The sequence below is a fragment of the Micromonospora sp. FIMYZ51 genome (genome assembly GCF_038246755.1).
GTDB lineage: Bacteria > Actinomycetota > Actinomycetes > Mycobacteriales > Micromonosporaceae > Micromonospora.
In genome coordinates this window covers 2,092,942-2,107,802 of record NZ_CP134706.1, presented here as the reverse complement: position 1 = coordinate 2,107,802, position 14,861 = coordinate 2,092,942, and the positions used below count along the sequence as shown (strand labels likewise).

The 14,861-nt window shown below is 71.6% G+C and carries 16 protein-coding genes; 4 read left to right on the top strand and 12 right to left on the bottom strand.

All coding sequences use genetic code 11. From position 1 onward, the window contains the following. Positions 1–200 precede the first annotated feature (200 nt). Entirely contained in the window at positions 201–1,457 is a 1,257-nt protein-coding gene (locus QQG74_RS10335; protein WP_341720070.1) for an MFS transporter, read from the top strand. A gap of 69 nt (positions 1,458–1,526) precedes the next feature. On the opposite strand, the gene QQG74_RS10330 is transcribed toward QQG74_RS10335, so the two are convergent. The 6 genes from QQG74_RS10330 to QQG74_RS10305 are packed head-to-tail and all read right to left on the bottom strand — an operon-like array spanning position 1,527 to position 6,741. Beyond that, a complete protein-coding gene (locus QQG74_RS10330; protein WP_341720069.1) occupies positions 1,527–2,180 on the bottom strand; it encodes an ATP-grasp domain-containing protein in 654 nt (217 codons plus the stop codon). Continuing rightward, on the bottom strand, positions 2,117–2,824 hold the full coding sequence (locus tag QQG74_RS10325; protein ID WP_341720068.1) for an amidohydrolase family protein: 708 nt from the start codon (positions 2,822–2,824) through the stop codon (positions 2,117–2,119). Before QQG74_RS10325 ends, QQG74_RS10330 begins: the two co-directional genes overlap by 64 nt. A 23-nt stretch (positions 2,825–2,847) precedes the next feature. Continuing rightward, positions 2,848–3,447 carry an LUD domain-containing protein gene (locus tag QQG74_RS10320; RefSeq protein ID WP_341720067.1) on the bottom strand — a complete coding sequence of 200 codons (600 nt, stop codon included), beginning with the start codon at positions 3,445–3,447 and terminating at the stop codon, positions 2,848–2,850. Next, positions 3,444–4,874 carry a lactate utilization protein B gene (locus QQG74_RS10315; protein ID WP_341720066.1) on the bottom strand — a complete coding sequence of 477 codons (1,431 nt, stop codon included), beginning with the start codon at positions 4,872–4,874 and terminating at the stop codon, positions 3,444–3,446. The genes QQG74_RS10320 and QQG74_RS10315 overlap by 4 nt, the downstream gene beginning before the upstream one ends. Continuing rightward, on the bottom strand, positions 4,871–5,650 hold the full coding sequence (locus QQG74_RS10310) for a (Fe-S)-binding protein (RefSeq protein WP_341720065.1): 780 nt from the start codon (positions 5,648–5,650) through the stop codon (positions 4,871–4,873). The genes QQG74_RS10315 and QQG74_RS10310 overlap by 4 nt, the downstream gene beginning before the upstream one ends. 2 nt (positions 5,651–5,652) lie before the next feature. After that, complete coding sequence (locus QQG74_RS10305) at positions 5,653–6,741, bottom strand: saccharopine dehydrogenase NADP-binding domain-containing protein (RefSeq protein WP_341720064.1); 1,089 nt, start codon at positions 6,739–6,741, stop codon at positions 5,653–5,655. Positions 6,742–6,841: 100 nt separating this feature from the next. Here QQG74_RS10305 and QQG74_RS10300 point away from each other — a divergent pair, with 100 nt between their 5' ends. Beyond that, on the top strand, positions 6,842–7,789 hold the full coding sequence (locus QQG74_RS10300; protein ID WP_341720063.1) for a helix-turn-helix domain-containing protein: 948 nt from the start codon (positions 6,842–6,844) through the stop codon (positions 7,787–7,789). Positions 7,790–7,891: 102 nt separating this feature from the next. On the opposite strand, the gene QQG74_RS10295 is transcribed toward QQG74_RS10300, so the two are convergent. The 5 genes from QQG74_RS10295 to QQG74_RS10275 form a co-directional block, all read right to left on the bottom strand. Further along, positions 7,892–8,965, bottom strand: a complete 1,074-nt coding sequence (locus QQG74_RS10295; RefSeq protein WP_341720062.1) for a hypothetical protein — start codon at positions 8,963–8,965, stop codon at positions 7,892–7,894. Beyond that, on the bottom strand, positions 8,962–9,528 hold the full coding sequence (locus tag QQG74_RS10290; RefSeq protein WP_341720061.1) for an RNA polymerase sigma factor: 567 nt from the start codon (positions 9,526–9,528) through the stop codon (positions 8,962–8,964). The genes QQG74_RS10295 and QQG74_RS10290 overlap by 4 nt, the downstream gene beginning before the upstream one ends. Positions 9,529–9,545: 17 nt before the next feature. Next, complete coding sequence (locus QQG74_RS10285) at positions 9,546–10,334, bottom strand: MBL fold metallo-hydrolase (RefSeq protein ID WP_341720060.1); 789 nt, start codon at positions 10,332–10,334, stop codon at positions 9,546–9,548. A 211-nt stretch (positions 10,335–10,545) separates the two neighbouring features. Continuing rightward, positions 10,546–11,787, bottom strand: coding sequence for a glycosyl hydrolase (locus tag QQG74_RS10280; protein WP_341720059.1), 1,242 nt, complete (start codon positions 11,785–11,787; stop codon positions 10,546–10,548). 89 nt (positions 11,788–11,876) lie between these two features. Continuing rightward, entirely contained in the window at positions 11,877–12,344 is a 468-nt protein-coding gene (locus QQG74_RS10275) for a VOC family protein (RefSeq protein ID WP_341720058.1), read from the bottom strand. A 107-nt stretch (positions 12,345–12,451) separates the two neighbouring features. Between QQG74_RS10275 and QQG74_RS10270 the strand changes: the two genes are divergently transcribed. Further along, entirely contained in the window at positions 12,452–13,486 is a 1,035-nt protein-coding gene (locus QQG74_RS10270) for a WYL domain-containing protein (protein WP_341720057.1), read from the top strand. Here QQG74_RS10270 and QQG74_RS10265 read toward each other — a convergent pair. Next, on the bottom strand, positions 13,443–13,637 hold the full coding sequence (locus QQG74_RS10265; protein WP_341720056.1) for a helix-hairpin-helix domain-containing protein: 195 nt from the start codon (positions 13,635–13,637) through the stop codon (positions 13,443–13,445). The two genes, QQG74_RS10270 and QQG74_RS10265, sit on opposite strands and share 44 nt — an antisense overlap. Before the next feature lie 134 nt (positions 13,638–13,771). Between QQG74_RS10265 and QQG74_RS10260 the strand changes: the two genes are divergently transcribed. Continuing rightward, entirely contained in the window at positions 13,772–14,503 is a 732-nt protein-coding gene (locus QQG74_RS10260) for a phosphotransferase (RefSeq protein WP_341720055.1), read from the top strand. Positions 14,504–14,861: the final 358 nt, after the last annotated feature.

The window sequence follows — 14,861 nt, the reverse complement described above, 5'->3', positions numbered from 1 at the left end:
GTCGACGACGAGAGCGAGCCGGTGACGGTGGGTCTGATCCACCCGGACCGGTCGGTCCTGCTCTCCGACTTCGCCACGGTCTGCTACCTGGACGGGTTCGGTTTCTACGACATCGATCCTGGGCAGTGAGCGGTCACCTGCCGTACCGACACCGCCACGATGACGGCAGTCGAGGTGGTCCGAGCAGTCGAGGGAGCAACGTGGCGGAGGGTTGGCGCCGGGACTTCCGGTTCTTCTGGGCAGGCGAGAGCGCCTCCTTCTTCGGTACCCAGGTGTTCCAGCTCGCGATGCCGCTGACCGCGGTGCTGACCCTGGACGCCACCCCCGGGCAGCTCGGCCTGCTCGGGGCGGTCACCTTCGCCCCGTACCTGGTCTTCGGGATACCGGCCGGGCTGCTTGTCGACCGGTGGCAGCGACGCGGCGTACTGATCATGTCCAGCCTCGCCCAGGGCGTCGCGATCGGTGCCATCCCGCTGCTCGCGGCGTTGGACCGGCTGACCTTCTCCTGGCTGCTGACGATGGCCTGCCTCGCCGGCGTCGGTCGGGTCTTCTTCAACATCGCCTACCGTTCCTACCTGCCGACGATCGTGCCGCCCGAGCACCTCACCGGGGCCAACTCCCGGCTGACCGCCAGCGAGTCGGTGGCCGAGATCGGCGGCCCCGGGCTCGGCGGCGTGCTCGTGCAGATCGTCGGCGCGCCGTTCGCGCTGCTCGTCAACGCCGTCACCTATCTGGCATCGGCCGCCGGTGTCACCGCCGTACGCACCCGGGAGAAGCCGGTCGAGGTCGATCCGACGCCGCTGCGCTCGCAGATCGCGGAGGGCTTCCGGTTCACCTTCCGCAACCCGTACCTGCGGGCCTTCCTCGGCGAGGCGGCCAGCTACAACATCTGCTGGCAGATCGTGCAGACCGTACTGGTGATCTTCGCCGTCCGGGAACTCGGCATGAGCCCCGGCACGCTGGGCTTCATGCTCTCCATCGGGGCGGTCGGCGCCCTGCTCGGCGCGACGGTCACCGAACGCGTCGCGGGGCGGGTGGGTCTCGGGCGTACGCTGCTGGCCGCCGCGGTCATCGGCGACCTCGCGCCACTGCTGCTGCCGGTGACCCAGCGGGGCACCTGGGCGGCACCGATGTTCGCGATCGCGTTCTTCATCCAGGGCTTCGGGATCACCGCGTGCAACGTGCACACGATGAGCGTGCGGCAGGCCATCACGCCGCAACGGCTGCTCGGCCGCACCAACGCCGCATACCTTTTCGTGGCGCTCGGGGTCAAGCCGATCGGTTCGCTGCTCGGCGGCTGGCTCGGCACGCTGGCCGGGCCCCGCAGCGCCCTGCTGATCGGCACGGTCGGGCTGCTTGGCACCAGCCTGTTCCTCATCCTCTCGCCGCTGCGCCACGTCCGTTCCCTGCGCAACATCCTGCCCGAGGAACGAACACCCGTACCCACTGCGGGGTAAGGAAGGGCCCCTTATTAACGCCTGGTGTAGTAGCGGGGCCCCCTATTAACAATCTGCCCGGCCGGCCGTTCAGGATGTGTCGACGCGCAGCGCCCGGCTGGCCGCGTCCAGCGCGGCCCGGCACTCGTCGGCCGTCGCGCCCAGCGCGATCGCGTAGGCGACCCGCCCGTCCATCAGCCCCTGCGGCGGCGGCGACTTCACCTCACCCGGCTGCGCCAGCGGCCCGTGCCGGACGATCGCGGCGGGCAGCGGCGCCCGGTCGAAGGCGATCTCGGCGATCCGGCTGTCGTCGTGCGGCGGATAGTAGAAGCGGATGGCGGCCACCTGCCGGCGGGGCTCGACCTCCACCGGCGGCCGGTGTCCGCAGGCCACGGCCGCCGCGGCCAGGCCCAGGTCCGCGCCACCGCCCAGCAGGTTGAGGTACGGGATCAGCCCGCCACCGATCCGGGCGTTGACCTCGATCACCTTCGGCCCCTGCCGGGTCAGCTTCACCTCGGTGTGCGTCACCCCGTCGGAGAACCCCAGGGCCGCGTGGGTGCGTTCGACGGCCTCGCCCAGCGTCGCGTCCTGCCACAGCGGGTCGGCCGGATCGACCACGTGCCCGGTCTCCTCGAAGTACGGCGCGAAGCCGACCTCCTTACGGGCAATGCAGAGCGGGATCACCTCGCCCCGGTACACCACCGAGTCGACGCTGATCTCCGGGCCGTCGGCGTACTCCTCCACCAGGATGTTGCGCTCGTGTACCGGCAACTCCGGGGCCATCCGGCCGCTGCCCGCGGTGAACCCGACGAACCGGCGTACCGCTGCCGGGTCGTCGGCATGATCTCCGCCTTCAGCGACAGTTCCCGGTGCTTGTGCTCGAACATCGGGCCGAGCAGGTCGGAGCCGCTGGCGATGCGTACCCCGGCGCGGTACGCGTACTCCAACGAGCGCAGGCCCTGCTCGTGCGCCATCCGGATCTTCTCCAGCGGCTCCGGGGCCACCCCGTGCTCGGCGCCCTGGCGGTGCAGCAGCTCATAGGTGGAGAGCGTGGGCACCAGGTAGGTGCCGGCCTCGGCGAGCAGCGCCGCGGTCGCCTCGTCCATCAGGTTGCCGTGCTCGATCGACCGGACGCCGGCCTCGACGCAGTTGCGGATCGCGGCGGAGGAGTACGCGTGCGCGAGGACGTACTTGCCGGCCGCCGTGGCGGTCTGCACCGCCATCCGCAGCTCCTCCGGGCTGTACTGGATGGTGTCCAGCTCGTCGGCGGGCGACATGGCACCGCCGCTGGCCATCACCTTGATCTGGTCGGCACCGGTACGGATGTTCTCCCGGACGCCCCGGCGGATCTCCCGCTCCCGCAGCCCCGCTGAGCGACCCGCAGCCACCGGCAGCAGCGGCGAGTCGCCGGTCAGCCGACGATGATCACGTGCAGGTTCCGGGGTCCGTGCACGCCCTCGACCCGGTTGAGTTCGATGTCGCTGGTGGCGGAGGGACCGCTGATCCAGGTCAACGGCCGGCGCGGGTCGAGGCGGGCCAGGGCGTCCGGCACCGCGGCGACGACCTGATCGGACCGCAGCACGCACACGTGCACGTCGGGCAGCAGAGTGATCAGGCGGCGGCCCTGGTCCGGAGCACCGTCGAGCACGATGGTGCCGGTCGCCGCGACGGCCACCGCCGCCCCGGTGACCGCCCCGTCCACGGCGGCGATCCGGGCCACGGGCAGGTCGTCGTCCGGCACCACGCCGACGCTGTCGGGCAGCCACCGCCGGGGCAACCCGGGTGGCACCACGACCTGCCGGCCGCCGAGCACCTCGTCGACGACCCGGGCGACGCCAGCGGAATCGCACAGGTGCACGGTGGCCCGGTAGTCGGTGAGGCGCGCCACGAGCAGGTCGAGGTCGGCGACCGAGCCGGCGGGCCGGTAGTCCCGGGCCACCTCCGCCGGTGCCGGCCGCGCCTCGCCCAGGGCGGCGCGGAGTCGGCCGAGGATGAGTTCCCGCCCGCTCACCGCTCGGCCCACCACTGGCGAAAGGTCTGCGGCGGCGGCTCCGGCAGGTCGCGGCTGGCCGTCCAGCCGGAGAACGGCGGTGGCAGGCCGCGACCGCGCCGGCCGGCGAGCCGGCTCAGCCGGGTGGCGCGCTGTGCAGCCGCGTACAGCGCCGGATGATCCATCGTGTACGCGGCAGCGGCCATCGCCGTCGTCTCGGCGCGCGAATGAGGTGCCTGACCCCGGAGGTGAACCAGGATGGACGGAATGTCGATCATCACCGGGCAGGCGTCGTAGCAGGCACCACAGAGCGACGACGCATACGGCAGGGAGGCGTTGTCGGCCACTCCGGTCAGCTGCGGGGAGAGCACCGCCCCGATCGGCCCCGGATAGACCGACCCGTACGCGTGCCCGCCGGTGCGTTCGTACACCGGACACACGTTCAGGCAGGCCGAGCAGCGGATGCAGTGCAGCGCCTGCCGGCCCACCGGGTCGGCGAGCACCGCGCTGCGTCCATTGTCGAGCAGCACCAGGTGGAACTCCTGCGGGCCGTCGCCCGCAGTGACCCCGGTCCACATCGAGGTGTACGGGTTCATCCGCTCGCCGGTCGAGGCCCGGGGCAGCAGTTGGAGGAAGACCTCCAGGTCGCGCCAGCTGGGGACGACCTTCTCGATGCCCATCACGGTGATCAGGGTCTCCGGCAGGGTGAGGCACATCCGCCCGTTGCCCTCGGACTCGACGACAGCGAGGGTGCCGGTCTCGGCGACGGCGAAGTTGGCTCCGGAGACGGCCACCCGCGTACTCAGAAACGTCTCCCGCAGGTGGCGGCGCGCGGCGGCGGCCAGGGCCGCCGGCTCGTCGGTAAGCGCCGGGTCGACACCCGGCATCGCCCGCAGGAAGATCTCCCGGATCTCCGCCCGGTTGCGGTGGATGGCCGGCACCAGGATGTGGCTCGGCCGGTCGTCGCCGAGCTGCACGATGAGCTCGGCAAGGTCGGTCTCGACCGGCGCGATCCCGGCGGCGGTGAGGGCCTCGTTCAGGCCGATCTCCTGGGTGACCATCGACTTGACCTTCATCACCCGGTCGGCACCGGTCGCCCGGACCAGGTCGGTGACGATCCGGTTCGCCGCCACCGCGTCGGCGGCCCAGTGCACCGTGCCGCCGGCCCGGGTGACCTCGGCCGCCAACTGCTCCAGCAACTCCGGCAGGCGGGCCATCGTGTCGGCCTTGATCGCCCGCGCGGCGGCCCGCAACTGCTCCCAGTCCGGCACCTCCGCCACCACGGCGGCCGACTTCGCCCGGATGGTGGCGGTGGCGTGGCCGAGGTTGCGTCGCAGTTGGGCGTCGGCGAGTGCCCGCCGTGCGGCAGCAGGGAAGGGCTCGGTGCCGCGCAGCTGCCCGACCCCGGGCGGGGCGGTGGCCGGCATGCCGAGGAATGACCGGGTCATCTCGCACCTCCGGTGCTCGGCGCCGCGACCGCACCGCCGGTCGGGGTCGCTTCGGTGCTGGCCAGGATCTCGGCCAGGTGCACGGTACGCACCCCGGTGCGCAGCCGGGACAGCCCGCCGCCGATGTGCATCAGACAGGAGGCGTCGCCCGCCGTGCAGACGTCGGCCCGGGTGGCAAGTACGTTGCGCATCTTGTCGGCGAGCATCGCCGTCGAGGTGTCGGCGTTCTTCACCGCGAAGGTGCCACCGAAGCCGCAGCACTGTTCCGCCTGCGGCAACTCCACCAGCTCCAGCCCGCGTACCGCGCGCAGCAGGCGCAACGGCCGGTCCGCCACCCGCAGCAGCCGCAGCGAGTGGCAGGTCGGGTGGTACGTCACCCGGTGCGGGTAGTACGCGCCCACCTCGGTCACCCCGAGCACGTCGACCAGGAACTCGGACAGCTCGTACGTGCGGGCGGCGACCTCCTCGGCCCGGCCGGCCAACCGTTCGTCACCCACCCGCCGGGCCACCATGGCGTGCTGGTGCCGGACCGAGCCGACGCACGAGCCGGAGGGCGCCACCACCACGTCGTACCTGTCGAACACCCGCACGTGCCGGCGAACCAGCCGCAGCGCCTGGTCGGGATAGCCCGTGTTGACGTGCATCTGGCCGCAGCACGTCTGCTCCTGCGGAAACACCACCTCATGCCCGAGGCGCTCCAGCAGCCGCACCGTCGCCGACGCCGCCTGCGGAAACAGCGTGTCAGCCAGGCAGGTCACGAACAGCGCGACACGCATCCTCAACCATCCCTCCGGTGCGGCCCACCCAGCGTAAGTCCCGGCGCTGAGCGCGCATCCCGGGGCGGGACGTGCAGCGAGAGGTGCGGGGAGAGGGCACGTAGGAAGTCCGGGGCGTCGAACATCGCGCCGGCGGAGGCGACGCCTGTGGTCCTGGTCCGGCCGGTGAGGATGCGGTCGACGGCCTCCACCGCAAGCGGCGCGCTGCTGGCGTAGATGTCCTGGCCGCTGACGACCGCGCGGCGTTCGGCACCGCCGGAGCGGACCAGGACGTCGACGACGAAGGTCTGCGCGGAACGTCCGCGCTCGTCCACCGCGACCGGTGCCGGGGTGCCGGAGCCGGACAGGTCCGCCGCCGCCTTGGCGGTCAGGTAGGTGCGCACCTGCGGGACGGCCAGGTGGCTGGGCACGGTGACGATGTCGGCCATGCTGAACTCCGCGATGACACGCTGCGGGCCCAGCGGGGCCGGGAAGGGCCAGTCCAGGGTCGGCAGCACGTCCTCGTGGTATTCGAGCCGACCACCTGTGTAGCGCACCCGGCGGCCACCTCGGCGCTGTGCCGAGACCGTGCCCGACGCGAGCGTCCCGCCGGTCGGGTGCCAATCGCTCAGGCCGTAGGCGATGTGCGCCTCGTCCGCCGCGGTCCAGTCCCCGAGCGCGGTGGTGACCAGCAGGTCACCGAGGCCGCCGAAGAAGGCCATCGCCGGGACCACCACCGCGCCGAGGTCCCGGGCCCGCTGCGCGAAGTGCGCGAACGTGTCCAGGTTCGCCTCGATCTCGGCCGCCACGTCGACGTACGGGAGGCCGGCGCGCAACGCCGCCTCGACCAGCGGGGCGGCGGTCGTGGCGAACGGACCGGCGCAGTTGATCACCGCAGCCGCACCGCGCAACGCGCGGTCGAGTGTGGCGGGGTCGTCGATCGAGGCCGGCCGCGCCTGGAGCCCCGGTCCGGTCCGCGCCAGCGCCAGCAACCTGTCGTGGTCACGGCCGAGGAGCAGCGGGGTGTATCCGCGCGCCTGCAACTCCGCGACCACGAATCGTCCGGTGTGCCCGTAGGCACCGAACACCGCCACGTCCCGACCCGGTCCCATGTCTGCTCCGCACGCTCGAAGTGATCCACTGAGCAGATCCTGTTCCTCTCCACTCTGCTGAGCCAGTGTCTGAAACGACACGACGCGTACAGTTTCGGACATGACTTCCGCCCCGCGTACCGTCGCGGTCGCCGCCACCGAAGGGATGCTGCACTTCGAGTTGGCCCTGGCCTTCGAGGTCTTCGGTGCCGCGCCGGCGGCCCTGCCCGGCCCCTGGTACGACATCCGGGTGTGCGGCACGCACGAGGTCCGGGTCGGCCGGTTCCGGCTGGAGCCGGACTGCGGACTCGACCGGTTGGCGTACGCCGACACGGTGATCGTGCCCGCCCTGGCCGACGTCGACCAGGACCCGCCGGCCGACCTGGTCGAGGCGGTCCGCGCGGCCCACGAAGCGGGGGCGCGGGTGGCGTCGCTGTGCACGGGCGCCTTCGTGCTCGCCGCCGCCGACCTGCTCGACGGGCTGCGTGCGACCACCCATTGGGCGCACACCGCGCAACTGGCCGCGCGCTATCGGCGGGTTCAGGTCGACCCGGACGTGCTCTACGTCGACAACGGCAGCGTGCTCACCTCGGCCGGCAAGGCTGCGGCGATGGACCTCTGCCTGCACCTGATCCGCCGCGACCGCGGCTCAGCGGTCGCCAACGTGGTCGCCCGACGCCTGGTGGTGCCGCCCCACCGGGCCGGTGGCCAGGCCCAGTTCGTCAGCACCCCGGTGCCCACCCGGGACGGCCACCCGCTGGCCGAGTTGCTTCCCTGGGTGATGCGACGCTTGGATCAACCGCTGACTGTGCAGGACCTGGCCCGGCAGGCGAACCTGAGTTCGCGTCACCTGGCCCGCCACTTCCGCTCGATAACCGGCACCACCCCGCTGCGGTGGCTGCTGACCCAGCGGATCCGTCGCGCCCAGGAACTGCTGGAGAACACGGACGACAGCGTCGACGCGATCGCCTCGGCCGCCGGCCTGGGCACCGCGACGACGCTGCGCCGCCACTTCCACCGCACAATCGGCGTTCCCCCGGACACCTACCGCCGCACCTTCCGTTCGTGACCCCGGCTCCGAGGACGTCGGGCTTCTCGCCGCCAGGCCCCGCCGGATCGCGCAGCGCGACGGCCACCTCCCCGAACCAGGAAGGTGGCCGTCGATCGGCGACTACTCGCAGCCCAGCGAGCCCGTGTACCCGGCGGGGGTCTTACCGGCGGCCACCTCGTCGGCCACCTCCCAGAACACCTCCGGCCAGTCGCCCTCCTCGTTCATCTCGTGCAGCACCTTCCAGTTGTGGCTGCTGCGCATCGCGTCCGCGGCCCGCTGCCGGGCGGCATCGTCGCCGGCCTCCTTAGCGCGCAGCCATTCGGCGATCCAGGCGCAGCCGACCCGGCTGGTCACCCGGGCACCGAACTGGTAGGCGTCGTTGACACCGAGACCGAGCAGCGTGGTGGCGTCGAAGCCGGGCGGGAGCGGCACGTCGGCGAGGATCTTGGCGGCCTGCTCGTTCACCCGTTCCGGGGTGACGATCCCGGCCGGCAGCGCGGCGAGCCAGGTACGGGTGTCGACGCGGACCACGTCGGCGAGCACCCGGTCGAACTCGCTGCGCGTCCAGGCTCCACCGGTCCGGAATTCGACGAAGGAGCCCTCGCGCGGGCGGAGCATGGCCGCGAAGTCGCTGTCGCTGTAGCGGAACAGGTCGGCCGGCCAGCCGTCGATCTTGACCTCTTCCGGCGCGCTGACCCCGAGCCGATCCCGGTAGTAGCTGTCGTGCTGGCTCGCCGGGTACCAGGTGATCTCCAATTCCCGTCCGCCGTTGCTGAAGGTCATGCTGCCCTCCTTCTCGGCGAAGCCGTACGCGCTGGTCACCGTCCAGCCAGGCTGTTCGATAAGCAGCCGGGGGTTCTCCTCGGCCGCCTTCAGGACCATCGCCGAATAGGCTTCCGGGTCCATCGTCTCGGCGGCGGTCGGCGGGACCGCCGGCTCCTCCGACTGGCCACGCATCGTCGAGACGACAAGCACACCGGCGAGGAGGGTGGCCGCGACGCTTGCGCCGGCAAGCCCGTTCAGCACGGCGCGGCGTGGACGCAAGCGTCTGACCGGTGCTTCGGCCGAGCTGGGAGTCGGCACGGACATGATCTCCTCCAGGAGGTCTTGCGCGGCCTCGTCGAGGTGCCGGATGGCTCCCGGTCGGTACGGGTCGGCGTCTCGGACCATCCGGTCCAGTTGCTCGTCGCTCATCTGCCCTCCTCCGAGGTGCGTACGGTCATGACGTCGAGTACATGTCCGGGCGGGCCCAGGTCGTCACCGACGAGATTGCGCATCCGGGCCCGGGCGCGGGACAGCCGGGTACGGACCACCGTCGGGCTCACCTGAAGCACCGCGGCGGCCTCGCGCGGCTCCAGTCCCTCCCAGCAGGTCAACGTCAACACCTCGCGGTCCAACTCCCCCAGCCGGGCCAGCGCGGCCCGGACCGTGAGCCGTTCGGGCACCTGGCTGCCCGGGTCGACGGCGACGCCGTTCCGCAGTCGCTGCCGTAGCCGCTCGCCCAGCCGTTCCCGGCGCGTGCCGGCGCGGTGGTGGTTGGCCAGCACCCGCCGGGCCACCCCGTAGAGCCAGAGCCGGACCTCGGCCTCCGGCGGCATGTCGCGGCTGCGCCGCCAGGCGATGAGGAACGTCTCGGCGACCACGTCCGCCGCATCGTCAGGCTGGTCGACGCGCCGCATCGCGTACGCCAACAGCGCCTCGAAGTTGACCGCGTAGACACGTCGGAAGCGGTCCTCGTGCTCAGTCCCGGAGCCCACGCCTACTCCATGTCCGGTCAGGCGGGAATCGTGACAGGCCCGATCGCGAAGGTTGCGCCGGGCGCCGCGTAGTCGACGACACCGCCGAACCGCGCCGAGGCACGCGCCACCGCCTGCTGCGGGGTGAGCGAACGGCCGACGTGCGTGACGATCAGCCGGCCCGCCCGCGCCGCGCGTGCGGTCTCGCCGCTCTCCTCCGGCGTGTGGTGCACCGGCTCGCCGTCGGCCAGCGCGGCTGTGCTGTCGGCCTCGCACAACAGCACGTCGCACCCCTGCGCCAGCGCGGTGAGGCTCGGGCACGGCGCCGTGTCCCCGGAGTACACAAGCGACCGGCCCGCCGCCTCGATGCGTACGGCGAAGGCCGGCATGCCGTGCGACACCGCCCGGCTGGTCAGTCGGAGCGAGCCGACGACCGCCTGATGCCCGTCGTGCAACTCGGTGACCGCGAAGGCGGATTCGATCGGGCTGCGGGTCGCCGAGTTGGTGAGGAAGCCGGCGAGCCGGTCGGCGATTCCGGGCGGGCCGTAGAGCGGGATCGGCGCGGCCGGCTCAAGGTCCGCGTACAACAGCCCGTAGTACGCGGTGAGCAGATCCGCACTGTGGTCGGCGTGCAGATGCGAGATCCAGATCGCGGCCAACTCGTCCAGCCGCACCTGACGTTGCAGCGGGCCGAGTGTCCCACTGCCCGCGTCCACCCAGATCCGGGTCTTCCCGCTGGACACCAGATAGCCGGAGCACGGATTGTCCACACTCGGATAGGGCGTCGCGCTACCCAGGACCGTGAGGTGCAGACCCTCGGCACTCATCCCCGAGGCCCGGGGTTGGGCTCCTTCGGTTTCATGGCGCCCACCCTATGACGTCGACGTCGGTCCCCAAGCCTCAGAACCGTCGTACACGTGTCTCACCGGCACGCGGTTCTGGCTATCTCCGGACCATCATTGTCCAGCGAGTGATTCGCCCCGGCGCGGTAGCGATTAGGCGCGACAAGTGGTGTTTCCGCTGGTGGCCGACCGCGGACTACGAACGGCCCGCCGCCCGGTAGGCCGCCCCCGCCTCGGTGAGGGTGCCGTCTTCGCGGTACAGACCGTGCGCCGCGTGCTCGCCGGTGGCCGGCAGCCCGAACCAGGCGTACCGCTCGACGTACGGCGTGGCCTGCAAAGCGGCGCTCGCCTTGGCGATGAACGTGACGAGCTGCTGCGGCGACGGGTAGCGGGGGGCGCCCTGGCTGAAGTCGATCAGACCGAACTCGGTGATCCAGATCGGCAGGCGATAGCGCTCGTGGACCGCGTGCACGTACCGCATCAGGTGCTCTGCGGCGTCGTCGCCGAAGTCCGAGCCGTACCAGTGCAGGGCGATGAAGTCGACCCGCAGCCCGCGCTCCCGGGCGCCGGCCATGAACCGGTCCAGCCAGCCGCCCGGAGTGTCGGCGCCGAAGGCGACAGCCGGGCTACCCAGCCGCATGCCGGTGCCCTGGAGTCGGGGCCACAGGTCCAGCGCGTGGTCGACCGACATGTTCGCCTGCGACGGCAGGTCCGGCTCGTTGAAGCCGAGCAGCGTACGCCCGGACCGTTTGGCGGTGGCCAACTCGGCGTCGGTGACGAACGCGGCACCCCAGATCATCGGCACGAACTCGGCCGCCGCCGGTACGTCGCTGTTGGCGGTGGACCAGTCGTGGTACCAGGTCGCACCCACGTCACGGATGCCGTCGCCGGTGGGTGCGAACTGCCAGGTGGCCACGCCCTTCTTCGTCACCTGGCCGGCAGCTGGCGAACCGCCGCGCGGTGCCCAGGTCTGGGTGGCGGCACCGGAGCAGGTGCGGATCCGTAGTGGCGTCCCGGTCGCCGCCCCACCGGCCGCGTCCAGGCACTTGCCGGACCCGGTATTGATCAGCTGCCCGTTCTCGGCGATCCAGCTCTGCGCGTCGGTGCCGTTGCACTCCCACAGCTGCACCCGGGTACCGTCCTGGTGCGAGCCGCCAGCCACGTCGAGGCACTTGCCGAAGGCACGCAGGGTGCCCCGCTGCCCGACCCCGGCCCAGTTCTGCGCGTTGGTGCCGTTGCAGTCCCACAGCCAGACGGTCGTGCCGTTCGCAGTTCCGGACCACTGGACGTCGACACACTTCCCGGCCACGCCGACGATCTGGGTGCTGACGTCGGCCACCGCCGCCGGTGCCGCGGCCAGGCCGACCATGATCGCGCTACCGGTCAGCGTCGCGATGACGCGCACGAGCCGGCGGCGGCTCGTAGTACGTGGGGTCATGAACGTGCTCCTCGGCATCCGTGGCTGGTTGCGGGTACCACGGCCCGCCACCGGCCACGGTTCACCACCCCGCGACTCCTTTTTGCGGATCAGGCGTCGGCGTACCGGGTGGCGACGTCGAGGATCCAGGTGATGCCGAAGCGGTCGGTAAGCATGCCGAACGCCGGCGCCCACTGCGCCGGGCCGTACGCCTCGACGACGGTGGCACCGACGGCCAGCTTCTCCCACAGCGCGCCGACCTCTTCGACGCTCTCGCCGCGTACGGACAGGAAGAACGGCTCGCCGGTCAGTGTCATGCCGTGCTCGCGCCGGGTGGCGGGCACCGGCGCGCTGCCGGCGCCGGCCTGGCTGGGCACGTCGTAGGCCATGACGCGGAAGCCGTCGTCGGCCGCGACCTGGCCCCACACGACCTTGTTGGCGTCGGGCAGTTCCTTCGGCATGCCGAAATCGCCGTAGGTGATGACCGTGACCTCGCCGCCGAACACCGAGTGGTAGAACTCCAGCGCCTCCCGGGCGTTGCCCCGGAAGTTCAGGTGGGCGGTAGTGGTGATGCTCATGAGACTCCTGGTGAGAATCGCGGTCGGAGCGTCCGACCGGCGTCGTCCCCAAGATTCGACGACGTAGGTGACAGGTTGTGGCACCTACTACGCTTAGGTTCGAACCCGTGCCGAAGACCTCTGCTCGACTGCTGGCGCTGTTGTCGCTGCTCCAGACGCGCCGCGACTGGCCGGGCACGCTGCTGGCCGAGCGGCTCGACATCAGCCTGCGGACCGTGCGCCGCGACGTCGACCGGCTCCGCGAGCTGGGCTACCCCATCGCCGCCGGCAAGGGCCCCTACGGCGGCTACCGGCTCCGCGCCGGCACCGAACTACCGCCCCTGCTCTTCGACGACGAGCAGGCCGTCGCACTCACCATCGCGCTCCAGATCGCCACCACCACACTTGGCGACAGCACCGGCGAAGCGGCGGCCCGGGCGTTGACCACCATCCGACAGGTCATGCCGTCCCGACTCCGGCACCGCGTCAACGCCCTCCAGATCACGGCCGTCGAACGGCCCGCCATCCGACCGGCCGCCCCGATCGACAACGACACGCTCCTGGCGCTCGGCTCCGCCGTGCAAGCCCACGAGATCGTACGCTTCGACTACGGTGCCGAGACCGTCGACAAACCTCCGCGCCGCGTCGAGCCGCACCACGTCATCACCTGGGACGGACGCTGGTACCTCGTCGCGTGGGACCTCGACCGGGCGGACTGGCGCACCTTCCGCGTCGACCGAATCAACCTGCGCGTCCCCAACGGACCCCGCTTCACGCCCAGGCAGCTACCCGGCGGCGAGGTGGCCACCTTCGTCACCGGCAGGTTCCGTGGTGCCGACGACGGCACCACCGGCTGGCCCTGCCAGGGCACCGCGATCCTCGACCTGCCGGCCGCCACCGTCGCCCGCTACACCCGCGACGGGATCGTCGAGGACCTCGGCCCGTACCGCTGCCGGCTCACGCTCGGCTCCTGGTCCTGGCCCAGCCTCGCCGCCGCCTTCGCCCGCTTCGACACCGAGATCGACGTCGTCGGTCCCGCCGAGCTCACCGACGCCTTCGGCCACCTGGCCCGCCGCTTCGCCCGGACCGCCCACCTGCCCGATGCTCCAGGCGGAAGCCCTATCCCAGGCTCAGATCGTGCTGCTCCAGCGCACTCTGAATGATGCCCAGCGCTTTCGGGCCCATGCCGTGCAGCTTGGCCAACTCGGCGCGGGGTACCCCCACCAGGTCGCGCAGCGTCGAATAGCCGGCGTTGTGCAGCGCTCGCGTCGCTGGCGCACCGATCTTCGGCAGGGTGTCGAGGGAGGAGGGCACGTCGCTGATCCTATGCCGTCACCGGGGAGCAGAACCGCGCTGCTCATGCCCGAGATCAGTACGACTGATCTCGATGGCCAGACTGCCGCGAGCATCGCCGGCATCGTGCCCCGGAGCTCCGTAAGATCTGGTCAATGGGGTGGGAGGCACTTCGGTATTGGGGAGACGACGCCGCTCGCGTCGAACGGCTCGCTGGCGGCGTCGCAAACGACGTGTGGAGCGTACGGGTCAACGGGCAGCGTGCCGTCGGTCGTCTCGGTGTCCGGAGCGACGCTGATCTCGCCTGGGAGACCGATCTTCTGGGCTACCTCGACCGTGCAGGTCTGACCGTGCCGGTGCCGATCCCTACCGTGGACGGCCGGCTCTTCGCCGATGGTCTGGTGGTGATGACCTATCTGGACGGCGGACCGCCCGAGACGCCCGCCGACTGGCGTCGGGTGGCCGCCACGCTCCGCGAGCTGCATCGGTTGACGCGGGGCTGGCCGCAGCGCCCGGGGTGGCGATCGTCGACCGACCTCCTGCACGCCGAGACCGGGACGAAGATCGACCTGGGCGCGATGCCCCCGGAGGGCGTCGCGCGATGCCGGGCAGCGTGGGCGCGACTGGCCGGACGCGAGACCTGTGTCGTGCACGGCGACCCGAATCCGGGCAACATCCGCATGACGGCGCACCAGGTCGCGCTTATCGACTGGGACGAGTCGCACGTCGACGTCCCCGACCTCGACCTGGTGCTGCCGGACAACGCCGCCGGTCTCGACGACGGCGCGTACGACCTCGCCGCGCAGGCGTCGGCCGCGTGGGAGGCCGCCGTCTGCTGGGGCGACGACTACGCGGTCAAGCGGCTCGCCGAAGTGCGAGCGCACTGAACGGGCGTCCCGACGACGGTGGTCAGGACGCGCGTACGTCCGCTGTGGCGCTGGTCGCCGGGCTCAGTCCGGACCGGCTACCGCCGGTTCACCGCGGCACGCCAGGGCGCTGAGCGCCTACCTCGCGCTGATCGCGGGTCACGGCTACGCGGCAAGCGGCGACATCATGCGAGCCATCAACCGGGGAGAGATCGACGCGGCACTGCGCACGATCGACCACAGCCATGCCCATGTTGCAGCGCGACCGGGAAACCCTGGACGCGGTCGAGGCGGCCGTCGCCATCCTCGCCGATTCGCAGCGGCAACCGCAGCGCCGGAAAACCGTGCCGACCAGCGCGCTGGCCCACCGGCTCGACCA

Excerpts from the sequence above, each read along its gene's own strand:
- QQG74_RS10315 (WP_341720066.1), bottom strand. The coding sequence starts at position 4,874 with ATGACCCGGTCATTCCTCGGCATGCCGGCCACCGCCCCGCCCGGGGTC.
- QQG74_RS10310 (WP_341720065.1), bottom strand. The coding sequence starts at position 5,650 with ATGCGTGTCGCGCTGTTCGTGACCTGCCTGGCTGACACGCTGTTTCCG.
- QQG74_RS10305 (WP_341720064.1), bottom strand. The coding sequence starts at position 6,741 with ATGGGACCGGGTCGGGACGTGGCGGTGTTCGGTGCCTACGGGCACACC.
- QQG74_RS10300 (WP_341720063.1), top strand. The coding sequence starts at position 6,842 with ATGACTTCCGCCCCGCGTACCGTCGCGGTCGCCGCCACCGAAGGGATG.
- QQG74_RS10295 (WP_341720062.1), bottom strand. The coding sequence starts at position 8,965 with ATGAGCGACGAGCAACTGGACCGGATGGTCCGAGACGCCGACCCGTAC.
- QQG74_RS10285 (WP_341720060.1), bottom strand. The coding sequence starts at position 10,334 with ATGAGTGCCGAGGGTCTGCACCTCACGGTCCTGGGTAGCGCGACGCCC.
- QQG74_RS10280 (WP_341720059.1), bottom strand. The coding sequence starts at position 11,787 with ATGACCCCACGTACTACGAGCCGCCGCCGGCTCGTGCGCGTCATCGCG.
- QQG74_RS10275 (WP_341720058.1), bottom strand. The coding sequence starts at position 12,344 with ATGAGCATCACCACTACCGCCCACCTGAACTTCCGGGGCAACGCCCGG.
- QQG74_RS10260 (WP_341720055.1), top strand. The coding sequence starts at position 13,772 with ATGGGGTGGGAGGCACTTCGGTATTGGGGAGACGACGCCGCTCGCGTC.